Origin of the sequence: Mesorhizobium sp. M0030 (genome assembly GCF_040323695.1) — a bacterium.
In the GTDB taxonomy this organism is placed as follows: Bacteria; Pseudomonadota; Alphaproteobacteria; order Rhizobiales; family Rhizobiaceae; genus Mesorhizobium.
This window is the reverse complement of record NZ_JAMYVE010000002.1, coordinates 262169-283744: the sequence shown is the minus strand read 5'-3', so window position 1 is coordinate 283744 and position 21576 is coordinate 262169. Positions and strand designations below refer to the sequence as shown.

Genomic DNA, 21576 nt, shown 5'->3' with positions numbered 1-21576 from the left:
CCATAACCACCGGAACCAACAACGAAAAAGGGGAACTAAAATGACAGACCAAAGCAAAAAACAAGCCATGGACGCGCTATCCGCCCGGGCTGTGCGCGGCGAGATTTCGCGCCGGCAATTCACCCAGCTTGCAGCCTTCGTGCTGGCCGGCACGCCGATGCTGCTGCGCTCGACCGGCGCGTTTGCGCAGGCCAAGGAACTGGTGCTGGTCAACTGGGGTGGCGATGCCCTCACCGCTTATGACGCCGCCTATGGCCAGGCCTTCACTAAGGAGACCGGCATCGCCGTCAAGATGGACGGTTCGGGCCCGACCGAAGGCGCGATTGCCGCACAGTTCAAGAGCGGCGCGCCGACCTGGGATCTCGTCGACGTCGACCCGTTCTCGGCCATCACGCTCGGCGCGCAGGGTGCGCTCGAGCCGATCGACTACGCCATCGTCGACAAGAAGAAGATGCGCGAGGGGTTCGGCTGGGAATACGCGGCGTCGACCTATTTCTTCTCCTATGTCATCGCCTATGATTCGGAGAAATACGGCAAGGACGCGCCGACCGGCATGGCCGACTTCTTCGACGTGAAGAAGTTTCCGGGCAAGCGCTCGCTCTACAAATGGGGCGTGTCGAGTTGGGAAGCCGCACTTCTCGCAGACGGCATCGCGCCGGCCTCGCTCTACCCGCTCGACCTGAAGCGCGCGCATGACAAGATCGCCGCCTTCAAGGAAAACGTCGTGGCTTACTGGGGCGGCGGCGCCGAGAGCCAGAGCGTGCTGCTCAACGGCGAAGCCTCGATGGCGATCGTGTGGTCGACCCGCGCCTCGCTGATCGAGCAGGACTCGGGCGGCAAGATCAAGTTCATCTGGGATCAGGGCCTGATTTCGCCCGGCGCGCTGGCCGTGCTCAAGGGCAACCCCGGCGGCAAGGACGCAGCGATGAAGTTCATCGCCAGCGCCCAGGATCCGCAAAAGCAACTGGTGATGTTCGACAAGCTCGGACAGGGTCCGGCCAATCCGGCCGCCGATGCGCTGATCCCCGCCGACAAGAAGCGCATCAACCCGGTCGATCCCGAAAACATGAAGAAGCAGATCGCGCTCGACATGGACTGGTACGCCAAGAATTACGGGGCAGCACTCGACGAATACACCAAGATCATCTCGGCCTGACCAGGCCGGGCACGAGCTTCGATGAGAGGCACCCTCTCCGACAGGATGGGCGCGGCGGTGCTGATGGCGCCGCTGCTCCTGTTCCTTGTGCTGGCCTACGCCTGGCCGTTCCTCGGCGTCGTCAAGTGGAGCGTCACCTTGCCGACACCGGGACTCGGCCAGTATGGCGCGCTCGCCACCGATGCCCTGGTGCAGTCTGTGTTCATCCGCACGCTGCGCATCGCGCTGATCGTCACCGTGGTTTCCGTGGCGGCGGCATACGCCATCACCATGGTGTGGGTGCGCGGCAGCCCGGCACAGCGCATAATCGCTGAATTCTGCATTCTCGTCCCCTTCTGGATCTCGGTGCTGACCCGCGCCTTCGGCTGGGTGGCGCTTTTGTCCAACCGCGGCCTGATCAACACCTGGCTGCAATCGATCGGCTTCATCTCCGAGCCGCTGGCGCTGGTGCGCAACGAGTTCGGCGTCATCGTCGGCATGACGCATTTCCTCATTCCCTTCGCGGTGTTCCCGCTGGCCTCCGCCATGCGCAGCCTCGACGAGCGCGTGCTGCTCGCGGCGCGCGGGCTCGGCTCCAGCCGTATGCGCACCTTCTGGACCGTGTTCGTGCCGATGACGCGCTCCGGCATCATCGGTTCGGCGATGATCGTGTTCGTCTTCTCGCTCGGCTTCTTCGTCACGCCGGCGATCCTCGGCGGCGGCCGCAGCGTGATGATCGCCGAGCTGATCTATCTCCGCATCTTCCAGAGTCCCGACTGGGGACTGGGTGCGGCGATCAGCGTCGTGCTGGTGCTGTTCGTCGGCGCGCTCATGGCGCTGCTGTTCCGCTATGTCAGACCGAAGCAACTGATCTGATGCCGACCTATCGCCCCGGTCCCGTCTCGCTGATCCTCGCCGTGCTGGTGGCACTGTTCCTGCTGCTGCCGCTGCTGGCGGTCATCCCGGTGTCGCTGACGCCAAGCCGCATGCTGGCTATGCCGACGGGCGAACTGTCGCTGCGCCACTACCGCGCGCTGATCGAGGATCCGCGCTGGCTCGACGCCATCCTGCTGTCGATCCGCATCGGCATCGTCAGCAGCGTCATCTCCACCGTGCTGGCGCTGTGCTTCAGCCTTGGCGTCTGGATGTTCCAGCCGCGCTTCACGGCCACCCTTGTCGGCTTCGTGGTGTTGCCGATGGTGGTGCCGCCGGTGGTCTCGGCGATCACGCTCTACTTCCTGCTGACGTCGATCTCGGGCATGAGCTCGTTCTTCGGCTACGACACCTGGCTTGGCGTCGCCATGGCGCATTCGGTGATGACGGTGCCTTTCGCCACGGTGCTGATCCTGGTCTCGCTCAGCCAGCTCGACCGCCGCATCGACCTTGCCGCGCGCGGCCTTGGCGCCGGCGTGTGGGAGCGCGCCACGCGCATCATCATGCCCAACATCATGTTCGGCATCGTCACCGCCGCGCTGCTGTCCTTCGTGCTGTCCTGGGAAGAGATAGGCGTCACCCTGTTCATCACCTCGGTCAACGCCATCACGCTGCCGCGGCTGATGTGGATGGGCCTGCGCGACAACATCGACCCGGCGATCGCCGCGCTCTCGGTGATCCTGATCATCATCACCGTGCTGGTGCTGGCGGTGAGGACTGTGGTGGTGAAGATGCGCGGCGGGCACTGAGCCAAGGTGGCCAAAAACAATCGGCGATAGCCAAGCCGCTGTGTGAAGGGCGTTACGGACGGTGAGCGCCGGGTACATTACGCGGCGTCATGGGAAACCTGCCGCTGGTGACATTTGCCTTCGTGTCGGTTCTCGGAATGGCGGTTCCGGGACCGGACGTCGTGCTCGCCATTACCAACGGCTCCCGCTACGGTTTTCGACGCGCGTTTCTCGGCATGGCCGGCGTCGTACTGTCTGATTTCGTTCTTATCAGCATCGTCGCGCTGGGCTTCGGCGCTCTTCTGCTGGCTTCGGAATTCTATCTCTCGGCTCTCAGGATGTTCGGCGCGGGCTATCTGCTTTTCGTCGCCATCGGTACCCTGCGCACCGCATCCCGACCTTCGTTCAACCCTAACCTTCCCGAAACACGCCATTCAGCCAAGGCACTCATTGGGCGCTGCTTCCTGGTGGCGGTCACAAATCCGGCGGCCTGGCTGCTTTTCCCCGCGATCCTGCCGCATTTTGTCCGCGTGGATGAGCCGATCGCGATCCAGTATGGCATCCTGGCCATTATCGCCGCGCTTGCCGATGTGTTTGTGCTGACGTTTTACGCAGCCCTTGGCGCGCGGGCTGCAAGGCTTCTGGCTGGGCCGAACGCCGTGTGGATCGACCGGTTTTACGGTATCGCCCTGCTTGGTCTTTCGAGCACTTTGATCCTGCAATCCCTCGGCCATCTGAGATAGTCGACACAGGAACACACAGGCCCGGATTTTAGCAATCGGCCCGTAGTCAGCTTGCGAAGAATCTCGACAGCCTTGCAGCCGTGTCTTCGGGGTGCTCTTCCGGGAAGAAATGCCCACCCTTGACCGAGCCGCCTCCGACGTTATCAGCCCATTGCCGCCAGATCGCCAACGGGCCGCCCTCCTCCGCATACCAGTTCTCCAACCCGCCCTCGCCGCTCCAGAGCGCAAGCAGCGGGCATCTGATGCGACAGCCATCAGCCTGGTCCTGCGCGTCGTGCTCGCGGTCGATGCCTGCGGCGGCGCGATATTCCTCGCAGATGGCGTGGGCATGGGCGGGATCACGCAGCGCCTCGATATAGGCGGCCCTGACCTCAGCGGGAAAAGCATCTGGAGCCGAGCCCCAGCCGGCGATCGCATTGTCGACAACTGCGTCGGGTGCTGCGGACAACAGGCGCTCAGGCAGCGGTTCCGGCTGGGCGAGCAGGCTCCACGGCCAGAAGGCCAGCGCCAACCTGGCATCGGCCCGATCCCAGGCGGAGGCCGTGGGGACGATGTCGAGAACGGCGACCTTCGATACGATTTCACGGTGGTCGAGCGCCATGCGGTAGGCGACGCGGCCGCCACGGTCGTGGCCGGCAACCATGAAGCGGTCGAAACCGAGTGCGTCCATAACCTGCACCATGTCGCGCGCCATCGCTCGTTTGGAATAGGCGGCATGATCGGCTCCGGAAGCCGGACAACCACTTTGGCCGTAGCCCCTGAGATCGGCGGCAACCACGCTGAAGTTCGGCGCCAATGCCACGGCAATGTCCCGCCACATAACATGCGTTTCGGGAAAGCCATGCAGGAGCAGCAGCGGCGGCCCTGAGCCACCGGCCCTGACGAAGATCGATGTCTCCTCCATTTGAACGGTCCTGGCGTCAAAGCCCGCAAACATCAGCTGCCGCCAACCATTCCGTGGCTGGAAAGGATGCGCAACACCTGGACACCCTTCGGCAATTCGATCAGGAACTCCTTATCGCGGTCGAGATGGTGGATGCTTTGCGGATCGCCGCCGGTAAAGGCGGCCATTGCCTCGACGCTCTCCCAATAGGAGATGGTGATGAATTCCGAATGTGTCGGCGTGTCCTCGCGAAAAGTCTGCACGCCAAGCGCTTTCTCGATCAGCGGCTTGATACCAGCCTCGTAATTGTAGCGCTCATAGGCGTCGGCCCTGTCGGGCGAGGTCCTGCCGCGCCAGATGCGCGCAATGGTCGGGGTTTTCGGTGCCATCTCCTATAACACCCGAAGGCGCGCCGCGTTCCGACTATCCTGACTGGCCGCACAACTGGCTGATAGTCGACGTATGGCAAAGGTTCCGTACAGTAACTTGCACTGGACACGCGGCTATCCTGTCAAGTCCAAACGTGCTCTCTTGTGTTCAACTTGGGAGGGCACAATGAAACTACGTCTAGCTTTCGCTGTATTCACCGCAGGAATTTTCTTCGCATTGTCGGCTGCCTCGGCCGGACAAGGGGAACAGCAAAACATCAACTTCCTGGCTCGGATGTCCGATGCAAGGTTAAATTTGGCCGCCAGAATGGCCGGTGACCTCGTTGGCGTAAGGCAAAGATGTCCGGCGTTGAGGCCAACGGAAGACGGAAAAGCAATTTTCGCCGTCCCGGTCCTTTTGTATGATGGGCGGGACAAACACCTGACCCCAGACCCCCGAAAGTTCAACATGGCCATCCATACCTATGAGAGGGCTTTCGCAATGGCGGCCCAGAGATCGGCAAGTTGCCAAAGCGAGAGGGCCAAATACCCGAAACTTTACCGGTAGATGGCTAACAAGGACGACCTTCAGTCTCCGGCGCCGCGACGCCTCACCTAACGTATTGAAATTATTGGCAGGATTCGAACCTGTGACCATCGGCTTAGAAGGCCGGTGCTCTATCCGGCGGAGCTACGGGACCGCTGCCGTCAGCGAACGCGCCCTGCCTTCAGGCAGCATGCAGGGTCGGGGATGGCGCTAACGTCAACTTCGCGCTCCGCATGCCAGGCACGCGGCCTGCATCCTGAGCCAGATCGCGGCCATCGCCGAACATCTTGCCAAGGCGGGCGGCCACGGCAGGCGATACCGGCTTCTTCTCACGGATGATATCGTAGAGCTGCTGGGCGCGAGATTCCGAGCAGATTGGCGATTTCCACCTTGGTCTTGCCGGTGGCGGGAACGATGTCGTCGAGCAACGCGCCAGGATGGGAAGGGCAGCGCTCGGTCGTTCTGTTTCGTTCGTACACCTTCAGAGTGCTACCATGCCAGGTACAAACCGTAACCTATGTGTCCGGAATGGACCCGGCAAAATTGGCGATCCCGACAGGATTCGAACCTGTGACCATCGGCTTAGAAGGCCGGTGCTCTATCCAGCTGAGCTACGGGACCGCTGGCCGGCATTTGATATCTTGGCCGGCTGGTGTCTATGTGCCAGGCGCTGACCGCCGGTCAATGCGTCCAGGGTATCCTGCGGTCATAGCGGAAATTTTCCGCGTAGGAAATCTGCCGGCGCTTGGTCTCTTTCGGCTCCTCGACACGGAAGGCCAGCCCCTGCTTTTCGGCATAGGCCACCGCTTCTTCCCTGGTGTCGAAGGTCAGCCTGATCTGGCTCAGCATGTCGCCCGATGTGGTGTAGCCCATCAGCGGGTCGATCTTCTTGCGTTGGGCGGGATCGAATTCCAGCACCCAATGGCCGGTCTTGGCCTTGCCGGACTGCATCGCGGTTTTGGCTGGGCTGAAAATACGCGCGGACATGGGCACCTCGTAGCTGCGTTGGCGGTAGCGCCGCCTTATTTCAGTCAATACTGTGCAACACTGCCGACGGCAAGGCCGAAGCGGCCTGCAACCAGGCCGCTTCGGCAGCGGCATCGACTGGATACACTGGCGTAGCATCAAAAGTCATGGTCATGATGGCGACACAAAGAGGCATGGACGCAGGGATTTTGCACGCCGAGGCCGGCAGCCAAGCGATTTTCGACGGCGCGATCGTGATCGGCGCCGGGGCAGCCGGCTTGACCGCAGCCCATGCGCTGCTCAAGACCGGCGTGCCTGTGATGGTGTTGGAAAAGGAAGCCCGGCTGGCCGAGCCATGGCACGGCCGGCACGAGCGACTGCATCTCAACACGCATCGCGACCTTTCGGCGCTGCCGGGCGTTTCCTTTCCTGCCGGCACCCCTGCCTTTCCGCACCGAAACACCATCATCGGCCATTTGAACGAATTCCACGCCATGCACCGGCTGCCGGTCGAGTTCGGCATCGCGGTCGAGGAGATAGGCTTCGAGGGCGACCACTGGCTTGTGCGGACCAGTGCCGGGCCGCGGCTGGCGCGCCATGTCGTCATCGCCACCGGGCGCGACCGGCAGCCCTTCATTCCGGCCTGGAAAGGCATGAAGGCCTTTGCCGGACACATCATCCATTCGGCCGCATTCGGCGACGCCAAGGCCTATGCGGGCAAGAAAGTGCTGGTCGTCGGCGCCGGCAATTCCGGCTTCGACGTGCTCAATCACCTGGCGGCGGCCGGCACGGGACAGATCTGGCTGTCGGCGCGCAACGGTCCGGCACTGCTGCCCAAGCGCCTCGGCCAGATCGCCGTCCACCGGTTTTCGCCGATCCTGGCGCGGCTGCCGTTCAAGCTCGCCGATGCGGTGATGGCGGCGACGCAGCGATGGGCCTTCGGCGACCTCACGGCCTACGGCCTGCCGCCGACGCCTTCGGGCGGCGCAAGCCGGCTGGCGTCGGATTATACCGCCATCGCCACCGATGACGGCGCCGTCGATGCCATCAAGGACCGCAGGATCATCGTGCTGCCAACCGTGCGGGAATTTACCGGCGACACGGTCGTTTTCGACGATGGCGCGACGATCCAGCCCGATATCGTCATCGCCGCGACCGGCTACCGCACCGGGCTCGAGGCCATGCTGGGCAAGCTCGGCGTGCTCGACGAAAAGGGCGTGCCGCTGTTCAACGGCGCCGACAGCGACCCGCGACTGCCGGGCCTGTGGTTCACCGGCATGCGGCCAAGCATCCGCGGCTGCTTCGCCAATGCCCGCATCCAGGCCAAAGCGATCGCAGCCAGGATTGCACGGGAGCGCAGACCGCCAAGCCCCGTTTGACGATTTAGGGGTTGCGCGACAGGGTTCGGAACCGTATACGCCGCAGGGCCTCGGAGTGTAGCGCAGCCTGGTAGCGCATCTGGTTTGGGACCAGAGGGTCGGGAGTTCGAATCTCTCCACTCCGACCATTTCTTCCCACAAAGCCCATCCTTGCCCAGGTCACCCCCAAGGTCGCCAATGGCTGCCTCGCCGGTTGCGCCTGGCGGCACACATTGCCCAGCAGCAGCCGCTCGCCGATCGACCTACAATTTGTATTGGAACGGCAGTTCGCTCCGAGAGTTGTGTATGTTCAATGCAAGGAGCCAACAATGAAAACCCTTCTCGTCGCCTCGATGATCGCGTTCGCCGGAACGGCGGCTTTGATCGCACCGGCGCAAGCCGCCAGTCTGACTATCCAGTCCGATGACGACGATCAATATTCGTCCGACGATGGCGATATACAGATTCTTCGCCATCACCAGCGCCACAAAGACTATAGCGACGACTATGGCGACGACTACAGCGACAACCAGGATGGCCAATGGCGGCGCCACCATCGCCATCACCGCTGCCATATCGAACTGGTCAGGCACTGGCGCCATCACCACAGGGTCGTCGAAGAGGTCAGGGTCTGCGGCTGATCCGATCGCTTTAGACCTGCTACGGCCGAGTTTGGCGACCGGAGCACCAATCTGACCTAAAGCGCGTCTCATTTGAACGGACTCACGCGACGCGCTTGAGGTCTTGTTGATGCATGTGGTTCTCTCAAAACCGGGGCCACTTGAGCGACATGCATCAGGCGCCCGTATCATCGAACAGCATCCCTTCGGCGGGTTTGGCTGAAAATCCGACGCAGGGATAATCCCCTCGCTTCCACCTCTATCGCCGGTCTAAAAGCGCGTCGCGCTGAAACGTATCCAGGTGATGCATGTCGTTCTCTCAAAACCGGGACCACTTTGAGCGACATGCATTAGACTTCGGGCAAAGGGGAGATTCTGGATGCTTGGTCTCGAGGCATGGCTTTCGCTGATTGGCCTGCGTACTTCGCTTACATCGGCATCACGGTTCCGTTCGTCGTCGTCTGGGCCATTATCTGTGCGGCCCTGTGGATCTGGAACAACCGGCCGAGCAAGAGGCAAGGCCCTCCCCGCTCGTGGCCCGCCAGCGTGCTGTTCTTTGTCGTCGTCGCCGCGTGCTACGTGGCAGCGCATACGGTGGTCTATCTGCTGGTCCGGTATCTGGCGGCGTTGTGGCTATAGGGCACCCTCCCGGACACTCCGGTGACTGCTCTACGAAGGTAAGCTCGCCGGGCGAGAACCCCAATCATCACTCCCGGCGAGCCTACAACCCGATCAGGAACGCGACCAGGACCGGGGTCAGCCGGCAAGTTCCCAGGTGCAAGACGGATGCCAAATAATGTTTCCCGAAATGGGACAGCGGCCCTCATGCGGCGGTGGGCACGGAGAGATCGAGTGTATTCATTCGAACACGCTGTCGTCGCTGAAGAGGAAATCCTGCCGAAACGCATGTTCGCAGCTCGCGCTCTGGTCGGGCTGCCGTACCTGGTTACGGCTGCCAAGGATCGATGACAGGCACGCCGGCCGCATGGAATGGCGCCGTGTCACGCGAGGCGACATGAAAGCCGTTTGCGGAGGCGATTGCCGCGATGTAGCCGTCGGGCACAGGAAACCCCTTGCCGGCTGCCCTCGCCTTCACTGCAAGTCGGGCATAGTGCCGGGCCGCCTCGGTATCGAAAGGCAGGATGCGGCGCTCAAACACGGCGCACACACCGGCGAAGGTTTCAGCGAGCGCAGCCTTGCGACGACCCGCCGGCATGGCCTCGATGCCGAACAGCACTTCGGCGAGCGTCACACTGGAGAGGTAAAGCGTTTCCTCGGCCTGGTCATCAAGCCAGGCCAACACAGCTTGATGCGGTTCGGGCTTCATGGCCTCCGAAACGACATTGGTATCGAGGAGGATCATTCGAACCCCAGCGGTTCGGCCGGCGCCTTGTCGCGAGCCTGCTCCAGGACCTCCACGTCTTCATTGGTCAGCCCGGCGCGTCGGGCAATGTCTGCCAGAACGGAGCCGAGTTTCACACGGCCGTCCGGCCGCACCGCGTTTTCCAGAATGTCGCGTATCTCGGCCTCGGTGCTGCGACCGTGCAAGGCCGCCCGTACACGCAGAGCTCGGTGGGTCGCTTCCGGAAGATTTCGGACGGTCACTGCAGGCATTGATATCGCTCCGATGTCATTGATTGAAAGTATCATATTATTTCAGGTGATGTCACCATGCATGTTTTGAAAACGTCGCACGGGCGGGATCGACAATCGCCGTCCAGGGAATTGCAGCAGGATCTAAACCTCGAACTCGCCCTGCCCTTCGTCCATTGCGCTGACGGTTTCGGCGGCGAGCGCCCTGGTGATCGGCGTCTTGCGCTCGAGCGCGGTGCGGTCGAGGCGTTCGACCACGCGCATGGCGGTGGCCAGTGAGCGCTCGATGCGGCGCACCAGATATTGCACGACATGCGGCTCGACCTCGACCTGGCGGTCGGCGAAGAGTTTGGTGATGACACCAGCCAGAAGCAAATCGTCCGGCTCATGGATCTCGACCGTTGCCGCCGCCTTCAGCCGCGAGGCGAGATCGGGCAACGTCACCCTCCAGGCGGCGGGGAAGCGCCGCGCCGTCAACAGCAAGGTGGCCCCGGCGCCGCGCACTTCATTGATGAGATGGAACAGGCCCGCCTCGTCGATGGCTGTCTTGTCGACATCGTCGATCAGCGCCGGCCTGCCGCCAAGCCCGGTGATGGCATTGCCGATGCGCTGGGTATCGACCGCCACAGCGTTGGCCCGCGCTTGCCAGATCGAACCCAGATGTGTCTTGCCGGAACCGGCCGGGCCGGCGAGCACGATTACCGGCGACGGCCAGTCCGGCCAGCGGTCGACAAGGGCTGCCGCCTCGCGGTTGGTGGCCGACACCACCAGTTCGTCGCGCGAGTAGCCGGTGCCGTGGCCAAGGTCGAGCGGCAGCTGGCGCGGCGGTTCGGTCTTATGATCCGTCACGTTCAGCCGCGCGGCGACCGGTGGCCCCCGCCGCGAGCGGCGGGCAGCGGCGGGACGGGCTCGGTGGAGTGTCCCTTGTAGAGAGGCGATTCGAGATAGCGGGCAATGGCAAACCGCACCAGCACGGCAACCGCCGCCGAAGCAGGAACGGCGATCAAAAGGCCGACGAAGCCGAACAGGGCGCCGAAAGCGAACAGCGCAAACATCAGCCAGACCGGGTGTAGGCCGACGCTTTTTCCGACCAGCCTCGGCTGGAGGATGTTGCCCTCGATGAACTGGCCGATGAAGAAGACCACCGCGACAGCAACGATCATGGTCCAGTCCGGCCAGAACTGGACGAAGGCGACCCCGACGGCCAGGACCAGTCCGGTCAGCGAGCCGACATAAGGGATAAACGAGATCAGCCCGGCGAAGAGGCCGATGAGGATGGCGAAATTCAGCCCGGTCAGCGTCAGGCCGGTGGCATACATGCCGCCGAGCACCAGGCACAGCGTGCCCTGGCCGCGCACGAAGCCGGCGGTCGCGGTGTTGATGTCCCTGGAGATCGCCCTGACCGTCCCGACATAATCACGCGGCACCCAGCTGTCGACGACCGCCACCATGCGATCCCAGTCGAGCAGCATGTAGAAAGCGACAACCGGAGTGACCACGAACAGGCTGACCACCGACACCAGAGCAACGCCGGAACTCCAGATCGAGGTGAAGACGGTGCTCAGCAGGCCGAAACCGGAAGTGAGCAGCGAATTCAGCCCGTCGCGCAGGCCATTGGCATTGACGCCGAATTTCTGCTCCAGCCATTTCGGATCGAAGCTGGTGATCAGCGACTGCAGCCGGGTCAGATATTCCGGCAGCTTGCTGGCGAAATCGGCCATCTGCGTGGCCAGTACCGGAACCAGGATGACGAAGGCCAGCACCAAAAGGACGATGAAGGCAATCAGGATGACCACCGTCGCCATCAGCCGGGAGAGGCCGAGGCGTTGCAGCCGGTCGGCGACCGGGTCGAGAAAATAGGCCAGCACCATGCCGGCAACGAACGGCAACAGGATGCTGGAAAAAATGTAGAGGAACAGCGCCAGGAAGATTGCCGTGCCCAGCCAGAAGAAAATCTGGCGGCGAAACGCCAGGGACGCAGCCGCGTCTGCTAACGCGGCAGTCGCGGCATTCTTGTCAACTACCCGGGGTGGAGCCTTCGCCATAGCCGCTCATATGCCTCAGCCAAGCCACGAGATAGGCCGCGGCCGAAGCCACGGTCAAGACCCCGGACAGCAATATGAGCGCAGGCCTGAGCGGGTCGAGGCGGAGGCCAAGGGCAAGTTCGCCCAGCACACGGCGCCAGCACGATCTGGGCGGCGGTGTTGGCCTTCGACACATAGAGCGGCTTCATCTCGACCGGATGCGCCATGACCGTGGACAAGAGCACGGCGCAGATGATCAGCGCATCGCGTGACACCATGGTCACCACCAGCCACAGCGGCAATTTCCCGATGAAGCCCATGACCACGAACACCGAGACCAGAAGCACCTTGTCGGCCATCGGATCGAGATAGGCGCCTAGTCTCGATTGCTGGTTGAAGCGGCGGGCGATGAAGCCGTCGACGCCATCGGAAATGCCTGCAACGAGAAAGCCGGCAAAGGCCCAGTCCCAGCGCATGTTCAGCATCGCCAGTACGACGGCCGGAACCAGCACGAAGCGCAGGATGGTGATGAGGTTGGGAATGGTCAAAGGCATGTCCCGCCATGCTTATTCTGCAGATAGATGATGGAGTTGGATTGTGGGTGCAAGGACCAGCGGTGAAGGGGCGACTGTCCACGTATTTATCTTGGGCAAAAGCCCGGTATCCTGTCGTCATCCTTGCCCCCCGAAACCATTCATGCGAAGAGCCGCCGAGGGAAACAGGGATGCGCCGACGATGAGCAAGGGCGACCGGGCCAAGCGCAAGAACGGGCTCACCTATGCCGAGGCGGGCGTCGACATCGATGCCGGCAACCTCATGGTCGAGAAGATCAAGCCGCTGGTGCGCGCGACGCGCCGGCCGGGCGCCGATGGCGAGATCGGCGGTTTTGGCGGCCTGTTCGACCTCAAGGCGGCGGGTTTCACGGATCCGGTGCTGGTTGCCGCCAATGACGGCGTCGGCACCAAGCTGAAGATCGCCATCGATGCCGGCAAGCACGACACGATCGGCATCGACCTCGTCGCCATGTGCGTCAACGACATCGTCGTGCAGGGCGCCGAGCCACTGTTCTTCCTCGACTATTTCGCCACCGGCAAGCTCGACCCCGACCAGGGGGCGGCAATCGTCGGCGGCATAGCAATCGGCTGCCGACAGGCCGGCTGCGCGCTGATCGGCGGCGAGACGGCCGAAATGCCCGGCATGTATCACGACAAGGATTACGACCTGGCCGGTTTCGCCGTCGGTGCTGCCGAACGCGGCCAGTTGCTGCCGACCGACGATATCGTCGAAGGCGACGTGCTGCTTGGCCTGGCTTCCTCGGGCCTGCATTCGAATGGCTTTTCGCTGGTGCGCCGCATCGTTGGCGTCAGCGGTCTTGCCTGGGGCGATCCGGCGCCGTTCAACGATGAGGCGACGCTGGCAGAGGCGCTGCTCGAGCCGACCCGCATCTATGTGAAGTCGGTCCTCAAAGCGATCCGTGGCACGCACGGCATCAAGGCGCTGGCCCACATCACCGGCGGCGGTTTCCCCGAAAACATCCCGCGCGTCCTGCCAAAGGACTTTTCCGCAGAGCTCGATCTCAATGCCATCGATGTGCCGCAGGTGTTTTCCTGGCTGGCGAAGACTGGCGGCGTGGCGCCGGAGGAGATGATGCGCACCTTCAACTGCGGTATCGGCATGATCCTCGTCGTCGCCTCCGGCCAGGCCGCACAGGTCGCAGCCGTGCTGCAGGAGGCCGGCGAGACGGTGACGCCGATCGGCCGCATCGTGCCGCGCCGCGACGCCGGCGTTATCTATCGGGGCTCGATCGGCCTATGAGCAGGAAACGCACGGTTGTTTTGATCTCGGGACGCGGCTCGAACATGACGGCGCTAATCGCGGCGGCGAGCGACCCGGCCTATCCCGCCGAGATCGTTGGCGTCATTTCCGACCGGGCCAACGCCGCCGGCCTCGGCATCGCGGCCGCGCGCGGTATCCCGACCAAGGTCATCGTGCGCGCCGACCATGCCAGCAAGGAAGCCCATGATGCGGCGATCGACGCCGCGCTGATTGCGTTCAATGCCGAGATCGTGGCGCTGGCCGGCTATCTGCGCATTCTCTCCCGCGGCCTGGTCGAGAAGTGGCAAGGGCGCATGCTCAACATCCACCCTGCCCTGCTGCCGGCCTTCAAAGGGCTCGATACGCATGCGCGCGCCCTGCGCGCCGGCATTCGCATTCATGGCTGCACGGTGCATTTCGTCACATCAGAGATGGATGACGGCCCGATCATCGCGCAGGCAGCGGTGCCGGTGATGGTCGGCGACAACGAAGACACGCTGGCCGCCAGAGTGCTGAAGGCCGAGCACCGGCTTTATGCGCTGGCACTCGGGCTGGTCGCCGACGGCAAGGCGCACATGGAAGGCGGCCGCACCGTGCTGGCGCATTTCGCCGACGATGCCGAAAACGGAACTTCCGTGGTGATGGCGCCCGACCCGCTGCGCGAAGAACGCGATCTCGAACATCTGGCGCGGATCACGCCGTAGGCCGACATGGCGACACCGAGACAATTGCTCCTGCTGCGCCACGCCAAGTCGAGCTGGGACGACCCGGCGCTTGCTGATTTCGACCGGCCGCTCGGGCCGCGCGGGCTGAAGACGGCGCCGCTGATGGGGCGCGAACTGGCCCGGCGCAGTTGGCTGCCTGACCTGGCGCTGGTGTCGCCGGCGCTGCGTACGCGCGAGACATGGCGGCTGGTCTCGGCGGAACTGTCGGCGAGCGTAACGGTGGAGTTCGCCGAGGCGCTTTTCGAAGCCACGGCTGGCGACATTCTGGCCGAGCTGCAGCAGGCAGTCGCATCGGCTAGCTGTCTCCTGGTGCTCGGCCATAATCCCGGCCTGGAGGACTTTGCCCGCCGGCTCGCCGGTCCGCGATCGGGTGTGGCTGCTCTCAGGAAACTTGAAGAGAAATTCCCGACCGGCGCCCTTGCCCGCTTTGTCATCGACGGCGACTGGGCGGATCTCGGCTTCGGCGCGGCCCGGTTGACGCATTGCATCAAGCCGAAGGATCTAAGCTAGACCAAGCTGCCTAACGGGCTAGCCGCAGGTGACAGCCGCAAACCGTGTTTTGAAAAGACCACGGTCAAACAAGGAGATAGGACCAATTGCTGGCGGATTGATTCAAGATCTTTGCGGCCCCGAGTCGATTGCATAAAAACAAGAGCGGTGGGCCGGGCCCACCGCTCTTTGTGGTCGTAGATTTCTCAGAAAATCAACGACCCCAGATGCCCTGGCCGGATTCCGGCTGGTTCGAGTCGCCCTTGATCGTGAAATCGCCGAGGCTGGCCGGCTTGCGGATCGAGGCGGTATAATTGTGATCGATGTTGCCGGCGGGCGCTGTTACAGCAGGCTGGTTGACGCTGTCGGAGCCGTAGTGGTCGCTGCCTGCGAAAGCGGTGCCGGTGGCAAGGAGGATGGCAGCAGCGGTAAGTGCGATCTTGGTCATTTCAGGTAATCCAGATTTTTCAGTTCTGTCCGTCAAGTGGCGTGCCTTGGGAGGAATTCGCGTCGCTCGGACCACCCCGAAATGGGTGTGCGTTGCTGCCATTGCCAATCACAAAAATGTGCGAACCGAACCGTTCGGTTCGGTCTAGGAAGGCGCGAAATGGCGTAGTTGTTGCTATATTCTATTCTCTATACGGCTCCGACCTCGCAACGCCCCTCGTTGCGTTACGCTTGCATCTCAAAAGGTCGTGAAGCCCAGTACGTCGCGCATGTCGTATTCGCGGGGCGGCCGGACGGCGACCCAGCGTGCTGCCGCAATGGCGCCGCGCGCGAACATCGAGCGGTCGGCGGCCGAATGGGAAAGCGTGAGCGTCTCGCCCTCGGCCAGCAAGCTCACGCTGTGCTCGCCGACGATGCTGCCGCCGCGCAGCACGGCAAAGCCGATCTCGCCGGCAGGGCGTGGACCTGTAACGCCGTCGCGGATGCGTTTCGCCACATCGTCCAGCCTGACGCCATGTCCGCGAGCGGCCGCCTCGCCCAGTATCAGCGCCGTGCCCGACGGTGCGTCGACCTTCATGCGGTGATGCGCTTCCAGGATTTCGATGTCGGTGTCGGGACCAAGTGCTCGCGCCGCCTGCTCGACCAGCCCGGTCAGCATGCTGAGCCCGAGCGAGTAGCTGCCGGAGCGAACGATGGCGACGGAGTTCGAAGCAGTAGCGATGGCGGCGAGATCGGCCGGCTCGAAGCCGGTCGAGCCGATGACCAGCGCCGGGCCGCCGCGGGCCGCGCAAGCTTGTGCAAGATCGACGGAGGCCGCAGGCGTGGTGAAATCGATGACGACATCCGCAAGCGCCAGTGCTTCGTCGCGCTCGACCAGCCCCTCACCGATGCTGCCCGGCCTGTGAAAGCGGGCGACGAGCGCCAGCCTGGGATCGGTCTCGACGGCCAGCGCCATCTCCCTGCCCATGCGGCCGAGCGCACCGGCTATGGCTATTTTCAATGGATGCGGCATGGCGGCTTTCACTGGAAATGCGAGTCGCAACAATGATCTACTATGCCGCCCTGCCAGATTGATTCAGCCGGCGCCATGCGTCTTGAGCATCATGCCGGCGATCTCCTTGACCAGCTTGGCGGCAACCAGCGCGGTGAGATTGGAGACGTCCTGGCTTGCATTGTATTCGACGACATCGGCGCCGACGATGGGCTGGTCGATCCGCTGGATCAGGTTGATCACTTGCCGGGTTGTAAGACCACCGGGTTCGCGGTGCGACACGCCGGGCGCACAAGCCGGGTCGAGGCCGTCGAGATCGATCGAGAGATAGACCGGCGTCTTGAGATCGAGCTGCAGATCCTCGCTGAAATGCCGCGCCTCGATCATTTCGACGCCGAAGCGCTTGAGCTGGTCACGAAGCTCATCATTGAGGGTGCGCAAGCCGATCTGGATCAGCCGGTCAGCCAGCCCCTCCTCCAGGATGCGCGCGAAGGACGAGGTGTGGGACCGCCTGTTGCCCTGATAGGCATCGTAGATGTCGGGATGGGCGTCGATCTGGACGATCGTTAGCCTGGCATGGCGGCGGCGCACGGCACGCAGCACCGGCCAGGCGATGGCATGATCGCCGCCGAGGCTGATCAACGGGTGGCCGGCATCCAGCGCGCGGCCGACCTCGGCCTCGATTCGCTCCCACGGATCGCCGGCGCCTGAAAAGTCGATGTCGCCGTGGTCGACGAAACTGTCCGCCACATCGAAGCCGGTTTCGCTCCACGAGCTGTGCGCGTCGCTTTTGAGTTCGCGCCGGATCAGGGCCGGCGCTGCAGCCGCGCCCTTGAGATAGGACGAGTTCTCGTCATGTGGTATTCCCAGAAGCGAAACCCTGGTCATCGGCGTGCGATCTCCGGCAACAGGCAATCTCGCTAAACCCGGCATCTGGCTGGCGATAGCAGTGCCGCTTGGGCCAGTTGCGAAGGCGATCAGGCGTCACTTCCCGATCGCGCCGCCCAGTCTTTGCCTGACGATCGCGATATGGAAATCCGTGCCGTGCAACAGCCCGTCATCGTTGAAGTCGTAGCTGGAATTGTGCAGCGGCGGCGAGGTCTCGCCATTGCCGAGAAAGACGAAGCAGCCCGGTACGTGATCGAGGAAGCGGGCGAAATCCTCCGAGGCGGTCATCGGCTCCGCCGCGATGCTGGCGGCGCCATAGGCCAGCACGCGCCTTGCGGCGACAAAGGCCGCGTCCACCAGGTCGGCATCGTTCTGCAGCGGCACGAATTCCCTGCTATAGGTCACGTCGGCGGTGACATTGTAGGCGGCGGCGGTACCCGCTGTGATGACCCGCATCTGGCGCTCGATCTCGGCGCTGACCTCGGGACGAAAACTGCGGGCGTCACCGAGGATGCGGGCGAGGCCGGGCAATGCGTTGCGGGTGCCGTCGGTGATCAGTTCGGTCACCGAAACCACCGAAATGTCGGCCGGGCTCAGCCGGCGCGAGACGATGGTCTGCAGATTGGTGACCAGCGCGCAGGCGGCGACCAGCGTCTCGTTCCCGGAATGTGGCCGCGCCGCATGGCCGCCGATCCCCTTGAGCACGATCTCGAAATTGTCCTCCGCCGACATGAACGGGCCGGCACGGGTCTCGAAATGTCCAATGGGCAGGCCCGGCATGTTGTGCAGGCCAAAGATCTCGTCGAAGGGGAAGCGCTGCAGCAGCCCGTCATCGAGCATTGCCAGCGCGCCCTTGCCCCACTCCTCGGCCGGCTGGAAAACGAAACGCACGGTGCCGTCGAAACCGCCCTCGGCGGCGAGCAGCTTTGCCGCGCCGAGCAGCATGGTGGTGTGGCCGTCATGGCCGCAGGCATGCATGATGCCGGGGTTCTGCGAGCCATAGGCTGTCGCGGACTGCTCGGTGATCCGCAGCGCATCCATGTCGGCCCTGAGCGCAATCGCCCGGTTGCCGCTGCCGCGCTTCAACGTGCCGACGATGCCGGTGCCGCCGACCCCCTCTGCAACGTCGTCCAGCCCGAATTCGCGCAGCTTCGCGGCGACAAAGCCAGCGGTGCGCTTTTCCTCGAAACCGAACTCGGGGTGCGCGTGCAAATCGCGCCGCCAGCCCGTCATCTCCCGCTTCAGCGCATCACGATCGAGTTCAGCCATTTTTCTCCCCGACCTCTTTTGCAAGCTCACTGGCGACATCAAGCAGGATGTTGGCGCCGGCGACAAGCTCGGCATCTTCAGTGTGTTCGCGCGAATTGTGGCTGATGCCACCGGCGCTCGGCACGAAGATCATTGCCGCCGGCGCGAGGCGGGCCATCATCTGCGCGTCATGGCCGGCGCCCGATGTCATGCGCCTGACGCCGAGACCGCGGTTCTTCGCGGCCGCCTCGATCAGTTCGACGATGCCGATGTCGAACAGCACCGGTTCGAAGCGGGCGAGCCGCTCGACCGAGATCGATACGTTCTCCGAAACCTCAAGCTCCTCGAGATAGGCAGCAAGGGCCGCCTCATGCGCCTGCAGGCGCTGTTCGTCGGGATCGCGCAGGTCGATGGTGAAGACGGCGCGCGCGGGAATGACGTTGATGGCGTTGGGTTCGAAGCGCATCGTGCCGACCGTGGCCACGGTTGGCCCATTTGAAGCCCTGGCCCGATCGTGCAGGAAGGTGATGATGCGGGCGGCGGCGTGGCCGGCGTCGCTGCGCATCGACATCGGCGTGGTGCCGGCATGGTTGGCGGCGCCGTCGATGGTGATGCGCTGCCAGGAAATGCCTTGCAAATTCTCGACCGCGCCGATCGGCACGCCTTCACGCTCCAGCACCGGCCCTTGCTCGATATGAAGTTCGAGATAGGCATGCGGCTTGAGGAAGCCGGGTTCGCGGTCGCCGGCATAGCCGATGCGGGCGAGCTCCTGGCCGAGCACGCTGCCATCCGTGCCGATGGCGGCCAGCACGGCCTCGGCGCTGACGCCACCGGCATGGCATAGCGAGCCCATCATGTCAGGCGTGTAGCGCACGCCTTCCTCATTGGTGAAAGCGGCGACCGCGACCGGGCGCGACGGCGAAAAGCCCGAAGCCTGCAGCGTCTCGATCACCTCCAGCCCGGCCAGCACGCCGTAGCATCCATCATAGATGCCGGCATCGATAACGGTGTCGATATGCGAACCGATGAGCAGCGGCGCCTGCCCGGCATTGTCGGGGCTTTGCCAGATGCCGAAGATATTACCGACCCGGTCGATGGCGACTTCCAGCCCGGCCTGCCTGAGCCAGCCGACAAAGAGGTCACGGCCCTGTCTGTCTGTGTCGGAGGCGGCGAGCCGGATCAGCCTATCCTCACTGTCGCGGCCAACGGCGCCGAGTTCCCGGATGCGGCCAAGCAGACGCTGTGCATCGATCCCGATCATGGCTATGCCTCGGCCTTCAGCTTGCCGGCCAGCACATCGGCGGGGCTCTGCCCGACCAGCTCGGTATAGCGATGCGGGTCTGTGGCGCCTTCGGTGTTGATCAGCAGCACGCGGGATTTGTCGTCGAGCCCGAGCGCGGCCTTGTGGTCGGCCACCGCCCGGATCAGCCCGGCCAGACCGACGCCGCCGCTTTCGCCGGCGACGATCACTGGATCATTGCCAGCCGGCCGTGCCAGCCGCCGCATCACCGCGACCGCCTCCTCCTCATCCACTGTCATGAAGGCATCGGCAACCCGCGCCAGAACGCGCCAGGCAACTTGCGAGGCCTCGTAGCATTCGAGCATCGCCATCACCGTCGGCTGATCGTGTGCGACCTTGACCACGTGGCCCGCCCGGGCGGCTGCGACAACGCAGGCGGCGCGGGCCGGCTCGACGACGATGAAGGTCGGCCTGGCGTCACCGAGCACGATGGCGAGATGGCCGGCCAGGGCGGCGGCAATACCGCCGACACCGGCCTGCACGAAGACATGGGTCGGCGGCTGCGGCAACTGGCCCAACGCTTCGCGCACGATCGCCGTATAGCCCTGCATGACCAGACCGGGGATGCGCTCGTAGCCCGGCCAGGAGGTGTCGGACACCACGGTCCAGCCTTGCTCCGCTGAAACCTCGGCGGCCTGCCTGACCGAGTCGTCATAATTGCCGTCGACGCGGATCATCTCGGCGCCATAGCGGGCTATTGCTGCAATGCGCGCCTCGCTGACGCCGGCGTGAACGAAGATTGCCGCTTTCGCGCCAACCAACTGTGCACCTTGCGCGACCGAGCGGCCATGATTGCCGTCGGTGGCGCAGGCAACCGTCATGCCGGCAGCGACCGCCCGGACGTCGAACCGGTTGAGATCGGCCACGTCAACGGGCCGATGAAGCGATCGGCTCGCCTCCTCCAGCACCAGTCGAAAAACGGCATAGGCGCCGCCGAGCGCCTTGAAACTGCCGAGACCGAGGCGAAAGCCTTCATCCTTGATGTGGACGGCGCCGAGGCCGAGTTCGCCGGCCAGCGTCGGCAATGCATGCAACGGAGTTGCGAGGTGATTGTCGCGATGGGCAAGAAAGCGCTCGACCGTATCGGCACCGGCATTCCCCAGCGTTTCGGCATCGACCGGATCGAGCGGCCGGCGGTGCAAGGCATTGCTGTTGAGCAGGAACACGGGTGGCCTCCTTTGGGTGTGACGAAATCATATTGCAGCCGAGGCGCAAATAGCGCTGTTATTGGCGCTTCGAAATGCAAGTTTGTTTCGCCAGGATAGCGCTTTGCCTCGATCGCCTTCGCTCGACAGTTTCGACCTCGCCATCCTTGCCATCCTGCAGCGGGACAACACGACGCCGCAGCGGCTGATCGGCGAAGCCGTCAACCTGTCGGCGCCGGCGGTGCAGCGGCGCATCAAGCGCATGGAACAGTCCGGCGTCATTGCGGGCAATGTCGCCGTGGTCGACCCGGCGGCGGTCGGCCATCCCATCACCATCTTCGTCGAAGTGGAACTGGAGAGCGAACGCTCGGACCTGATCGACGCGGCCAAGCGGCAATTCTCGGCAGAGCCCGAAGTGCAGCAATGCTACTACGTCACCGGCGAGGCCGACTTCATCCTAGTCATCACCGCGGCCGACATGGGCGCCTATGAAGCGCTGACGCGCAGACTGTTCTTCGACAGCAAGAATGTCCGAAAATTCCGCACCTTCGTTGCCATGGACCGTGTCAAGGTGGGGCTGACGGTGCCTCTGCCGGGATAGCCAGTCACTTCTATGCAATTCCGGACGGA

The 21576-nt window shown here is 63.6% G+C and carries 25 protein-coding genes, 3 tRNA genes and 2 pseudogenes; 13 read left to right on the top strand and 17 right to left on the bottom strand.

Annotated features, from left to right (window positions below):
- Positions 1 to 40: 40 nt before the first annotated feature.
- From NKJ80_RS05300 to NKJ80_RS05285, 4 genes are all read left to right on the top strand, one after another.
- Complete coding sequence (locus tag NKJ80_RS05300; RefSeq protein WP_023754686.1) at positions 41 to 1156, top strand: ABC transporter substrate-binding protein; 1116 nt, start codon at positions 41 to 43, stop codon at positions 1154 to 1156.
- A 21-nt stretch (positions 1157 to 1177) separates the two neighbouring features.
- Positions 1178 to 2011: an ABC transporter permease gene (locus NKJ80_RS05295; protein WP_023670301.1), complete on the top strand. Its 834-nt coding sequence runs from the start codon at positions 1178 to 1180 to the stop codon at positions 2009 to 2011.
- On the top strand, positions 2011 to 2817 hold the full coding sequence (locus NKJ80_RS05290; protein ID WP_352443694.1) for an ABC transporter permease: 807 nt from the start codon (positions 2011 to 2013) through the stop codon (positions 2815 to 2817). The genes NKJ80_RS05295 and NKJ80_RS05290 overlap by 1 nt, the downstream gene beginning before the upstream one ends.
- A 107-nt stretch (positions 2818 to 2924) precedes the next feature.
- Complete coding sequence (locus NKJ80_RS05285; protein ID WP_245261757.1) at positions 2925 to 3539, top strand: LysE family translocator; 615 nt, start codon at positions 2925 to 2927, stop codon at positions 3537 to 3539.
- Between the two features lie 46 nt (positions 3540 to 3585).
- Here the strand turns inward: NKJ80_RS05285 and NKJ80_RS05280 are convergent, their stop codons facing one another.
- Together NKJ80_RS05280 and NKJ80_RS05275 are read right to left on the bottom strand one after the other, a co-directional pair.
- A complete protein-coding gene (locus tag NKJ80_RS05280; protein ID WP_023742343.1) occupies positions 3586 to 4476 on the bottom strand; it encodes an alpha/beta fold hydrolase in 891 nt (296 codons plus the stop codon).
- Entirely contained in the window at positions 4476 to 4811 is a 336-nt protein-coding gene (locus NKJ80_RS05275) for an antibiotic biosynthesis monooxygenase family protein (protein WP_023670297.1), read from the bottom strand. The genes NKJ80_RS05280 and NKJ80_RS05275 overlap by 1 nt, the downstream gene beginning before the upstream one ends.
- Positions 4812 to 4977: 166 nt before the next feature.
- Here NKJ80_RS05275 and NKJ80_RS05270 point away from each other — a divergent pair, with 166 nt between their 5' ends.
- Entirely contained in the window at positions 4978 to 5358 is a 381-nt protein-coding gene (locus NKJ80_RS05270; RefSeq protein WP_023743836.1) for a hypothetical protein, read from the top strand.
- A 66-nt stretch (positions 5359 to 5424) separates the two neighbouring features.
- Here NKJ80_RS05270 and NKJ80_RS05265 read toward each other — a convergent pair.
- From NKJ80_RS05265 to NKJ80_RS05250, 4 genes and pseudogenes are all read right to left on the bottom strand, one after another.
- Positions 5425 to 5483, bottom strand: a tRNA-Arg gene (locus NKJ80_RS05265).
- Positions 5484 to 5498: 15 nt separating this feature from the next.
- Positions 5499 to 5822: pseudogene (locus tag NKJ80_RS05260) on the bottom strand (HigA family addiction module antitoxin).
- A 59-nt stretch (positions 5823 to 5881) separates the two neighbouring features.
- A tRNA-Arg gene (locus NKJ80_RS05255) sits at positions 5882 to 5958 on the bottom strand.
- A gap of 60 nt (positions 5959 to 6018) precedes the next feature.
- A complete protein-coding gene (locus tag NKJ80_RS05250; protein WP_023670294.1) occupies positions 6019 to 6324 on the bottom strand; it encodes an ETC complex I subunit in 306 nt (101 codons plus the stop codon).
- Positions 6325 to 6497: 173 nt separating this feature from the next.
- On the opposite strand from NKJ80_RS05250, the gene NKJ80_RS05245 reads away from it, so the two are divergent.
- The 4 genes from NKJ80_RS05245 (at position 6498) to NKJ80_RS05230 (ending at position 8920) form a co-directional block, all read left to right on the top strand.
- Positions 6498 to 7682, top strand: coding sequence for a flavin-containing monooxygenase (locus NKJ80_RS05245; protein ID WP_352497184.1), 1185 nt, complete (start codon positions 6498 to 6500; stop codon positions 7680 to 7682).
- A gap of 51 nt (positions 7683 to 7733) precedes the next feature.
- A tRNA-Pro gene (locus NKJ80_RS05240) sits at positions 7734 to 7810 on the top strand.
- 180 nt (positions 7811 to 7990) lie between these two features.
- Positions 7991 to 8302, top strand: a complete 312-nt coding sequence (locus NKJ80_RS05235) for a hypothetical protein (protein WP_023670292.1) — start codon at positions 7991 to 7993, stop codon at positions 8300 to 8302.
- Positions 8303 to 8677: 375 nt separating this feature from the next.
- Positions 8678 to 8920, top strand: coding sequence for a hypothetical protein (locus tag NKJ80_RS05230; RefSeq protein WP_352497183.1), 243 nt, complete (start codon positions 8678 to 8680; stop codon positions 8918 to 8920).
- Positions 8921 to 9227: 307 nt separating this feature from the next.
- On the opposite strand, the gene NKJ80_RS05225 is transcribed toward NKJ80_RS05230, so the two are convergent.
- From NKJ80_RS05225 to NKJ80_RS05205, 5 genes and pseudogenes are all read right to left on the bottom strand, one after another.
- Positions 9228 to 9644 carry a type II toxin-antitoxin system VapC family toxin gene (locus tag NKJ80_RS05225; RefSeq protein ID WP_023684763.1) on the bottom strand — a complete coding sequence of 139 codons (417 nt, stop codon included), beginning with the start codon at positions 9642 to 9644 and terminating at the stop codon, positions 9228 to 9230.
- On the bottom strand, positions 9641 to 9895 hold the full coding sequence (locus NKJ80_RS05220) for a FitA-like ribbon-helix-helix domain-containing protein (RefSeq protein WP_023670289.1): 255 nt from the start codon (positions 9893 to 9895) through the stop codon (positions 9641 to 9643). Before NKJ80_RS05220 ends, NKJ80_RS05225 begins: the two co-directional genes overlap by 4 nt.
- 123 nt (positions 9896 to 10018) lie before the next feature.
- Positions 10019 to 10723: a DnaA regulatory inactivator HdaA gene (hdaA, locus tag NKJ80_RS05215; protein WP_023670288.1), complete on the bottom strand. Its 705-nt coding sequence runs from the start codon at positions 10721 to 10723 to the stop codon at positions 10019 to 10021.
- Between the two features lie 2 nt (positions 10724 to 10725).
- Positions 10726 to 11919, bottom strand: coding sequence for an AI-2E family transporter (locus tag NKJ80_RS05210; RefSeq protein ID WP_023711891.1), 1194 nt, complete (start codon positions 11917 to 11919; stop codon positions 10726 to 10728).
- Positions 11891 to 12446: pseudogene (locus NKJ80_RS05205) on the bottom strand (CDP-alcohol phosphatidyltransferase family protein). Before NKJ80_RS05205 ends, NKJ80_RS05210 begins: the two are co-directional and overlap by 29 nt.
- A 187-nt stretch (positions 12447 to 12633) precedes the next feature.
- Between NKJ80_RS05205 and purM the strand changes: the two are divergent.
- The 3 genes from purM to NKJ80_RS05190 are packed head-to-tail and all read left to right on the top strand — an operon-like array spanning position 12634 to position 14948.
- Positions 12634 to 13713: a phosphoribosylformylglycinamidine cyclo-ligase gene (gene purM / locus NKJ80_RS05200; protein WP_023689059.1), complete on the top strand. Its 1080-nt coding sequence runs from the start codon at positions 12634 to 12636 to the stop codon at positions 13711 to 13713.
- Entirely contained in the window at positions 13710 to 14417 is a 708-nt protein-coding gene (purN, locus tag NKJ80_RS05195) for a phosphoribosylglycinamide formyltransferase (protein ID WP_023689060.1), read from the top strand. Before purM ends, purN begins: the two co-directional genes overlap by 4 nt.
- A 6-nt stretch (positions 14418 to 14423) precedes the next feature.
- The gene (locus NKJ80_RS05190; RefSeq protein ID WP_023705321.1) at positions 14424 to 14948 is read left to right on the top strand and encodes a SixA phosphatase family protein; all 525 of its coding nucleotides are present in this window, start codon (positions 14424 to 14426) and stop codon (positions 14946 to 14948) included.
- A 193-nt stretch (positions 14949 to 15141) separates the two neighbouring features.
- On the opposite strand, the gene NKJ80_RS05185 is transcribed toward NKJ80_RS05190, so the two are convergent.
- From NKJ80_RS05185 to NKJ80_RS05160, 6 genes are all read right to left on the bottom strand, one after another.
- Positions 15142 to 15375, bottom strand: a complete 234-nt coding sequence (locus tag NKJ80_RS05185) for a DUF680 domain-containing protein (RefSeq protein WP_023689062.1) — start codon at positions 15373 to 15375, stop codon at positions 15142 to 15144.
- 237 nt (positions 15376 to 15612) lie between these two features.
- Positions 15613 to 16386 (bottom strand): 4-hydroxy-tetrahydrodipicolinate reductase, encoded by a 774-nt coding sequence (gene dapB, locus NKJ80_RS05180; RefSeq protein WP_023689063.1) that lies wholly within the window; start codon positions 16384 to 16386, stop codon positions 15613 to 15615.
- Between the two features lie 63 nt (positions 16387 to 16449).
- Entirely contained in the window at positions 16450 to 17253 is an 804-nt protein-coding gene (gene speB, locus NKJ80_RS05175) for an agmatinase (RefSeq protein WP_023689064.1), read from the bottom strand.
- Between the two features lie 96 nt (positions 17254 to 17349).
- Positions 17350 to 18522, bottom strand: coding sequence for an amidohydrolase (locus NKJ80_RS05170; RefSeq protein WP_023743827.1), 1173 nt, complete (start codon positions 18520 to 18522; stop codon positions 17350 to 17352).
- Positions 18515 to 19762, bottom strand: a complete 1248-nt coding sequence (locus tag NKJ80_RS05165) for a Zn-dependent hydrolase (RefSeq protein WP_031196559.1) — start codon at positions 19760 to 19762, stop codon at positions 18515 to 18517. Before NKJ80_RS05165 ends, NKJ80_RS05170 begins: the two co-directional genes overlap by 8 nt.
- Before the next feature lie 2 nt (positions 19763 to 19764).
- Positions 19765 to 20967, bottom strand: a complete 1203-nt coding sequence (locus tag NKJ80_RS05160) for a diaminopropionate ammonia-lyase (RefSeq protein WP_023752542.1) — start codon at positions 20965 to 20967, stop codon at positions 19765 to 19767.
- A 103-nt stretch (positions 20968 to 21070) separates the two neighbouring features.
- On the opposite strand from NKJ80_RS05160, the gene NKJ80_RS05155 reads away from it, so the two are divergent.
- Positions 21071 to 21547 carry an Lrp/AsnC family transcriptional regulator gene (locus NKJ80_RS05155; protein WP_023689068.1) on the top strand — a complete coding sequence of 159 codons (477 nt, stop codon included), beginning with the start codon at positions 21071 to 21073 and terminating at the stop codon, positions 21545 to 21547.
- The last annotated feature ends 29 nt before the right edge of the window (positions 21548 to 21576 follow it).

Excerpts from the sequence above, each read along its gene's own strand:
- NKJ80_RS05300 (WP_023754686.1), top strand. The coding sequence starts at position 41 with ATGACAGACCAAAGCAAAAAACAAGCCATGGACGCGCTATCCGCCCGG.
- NKJ80_RS05295 (WP_023670301.1), top strand. The coding sequence starts at position 1,178 with ATGAGAGGCACCCTCTCCGACAGGATGGGCGCGGCGGTGCTGATGGCG.
- NKJ80_RS05290 (WP_352443694.1), top strand. The coding sequence starts at position 2,011 with ATGCCGACCTATCGCCCCGGTCCCGTCTCGCTGATCCTCGCCGTGCTG.
- NKJ80_RS05280 (WP_023742343.1), bottom strand. The coding sequence starts at position 4,476 with ATGTTTGCGGGCTTTGACGCCAGGACCGTTCAAATGGAGGAGACATCG.
- NKJ80_RS05275 (WP_023670297.1), bottom strand. The coding sequence starts at position 4,811 with ATGGCACCGAAAACCCCGACCATTGCGCGCATCTGGCGCGGCAGGACC.
- NKJ80_RS05270 (WP_023743836.1), top strand. The coding sequence starts at position 4,978 with ATGAAACTACGTCTAGCTTTCGCTGTATTCACCGCAGGAATTTTCTTC.
- NKJ80_RS05250 (WP_023670294.1), bottom strand. The coding sequence starts at position 6,324 with ATGTCCGCGCGTATTTTCAGCCCAGCCAAAACCGCGATGCAGTCCGGC.
- NKJ80_RS05245 (WP_352497184.1), top strand. The coding sequence starts at position 6,498 with ATGGACGCAGGGATTTTGCACGCCGAGGCCGGCAGCCAAGCGATTTTC.
- NKJ80_RS05235 (WP_023670292.1), top strand. The coding sequence starts at position 7,991 with ATGAAAACCCTTCTCGTCGCCTCGATGATCGCGTTCGCCGGAACGGCG.
- NKJ80_RS05230 (WP_352497183.1), top strand. The coding sequence starts at position 8,678 with ATGGCTTTCGCTGATTGGCCTGCGTACTTCGCTTACATCGGCATCACG.
- NKJ80_RS05225 (WP_023684763.1), bottom strand. The coding sequence starts at position 9,644 with ATGATCCTCCTCGATACCAATGTCGTTTCGGAGGCCATGAAGCCCGAA.
- NKJ80_RS05220 (WP_023670289.1), bottom strand. The coding sequence starts at position 9,895 with ATGCCTGCAGTGACCGTCCGAAATCTTCCGGAAGCGACCCACCGAGCT.
- NKJ80_RS05210 (WP_023711891.1), bottom strand. The coding sequence starts at position 11,919 with ATGGCGAAGGCTCCACCCCGGGTAGTTGACAAGAATGCCGCGACTGCC.
- purM (WP_023689059.1), top strand. The coding sequence starts at position 12,634 with ATGAGCAAGGGCGACCGGGCCAAGCGCAAGAACGGGCTCACCTATGCC.
- purN (WP_023689060.1), top strand. The coding sequence starts at position 13,710 with ATGAGCAGGAAACGCACGGTTGTTTTGATCTCGGGACGCGGCTCGAAC.
- NKJ80_RS05190 (WP_023705321.1), top strand. The coding sequence starts at position 14,424 with ATGGCGACACCGAGACAATTGCTCCTGCTGCGCCACGCCAAGTCGAGC.
- NKJ80_RS05185 (WP_023689062.1), bottom strand. The coding sequence starts at position 15,375 with ATGACCAAGATCGCACTTACCGCTGCTGCCATCCTCCTTGCCACCGGC.
- dapB (WP_023689063.1), bottom strand. The coding sequence starts at position 16,386 with ATGCCGCATCCATTGAAAATAGCCATAGCCGGTGCGCTCGGCCGCATG.
- speB (WP_023689064.1), bottom strand. The coding sequence starts at position 17,253 with ATGACCAGGGTTTCGCTTCTGGGAATACCACATGACGAGAACTCGTCC.
- NKJ80_RS05170 (WP_023743827.1), bottom strand. The coding sequence starts at position 18,522 with ATGGCTGAACTCGATCGTGATGCGCTGAAGCGGGAGATGACGGGCTGG.
- NKJ80_RS05165 (WP_031196559.1), bottom strand. The coding sequence starts at position 19,762 with ATGATCGGGATCGATGCACAGCGTCTGCTTGGCCGCATCCGGGAACTC.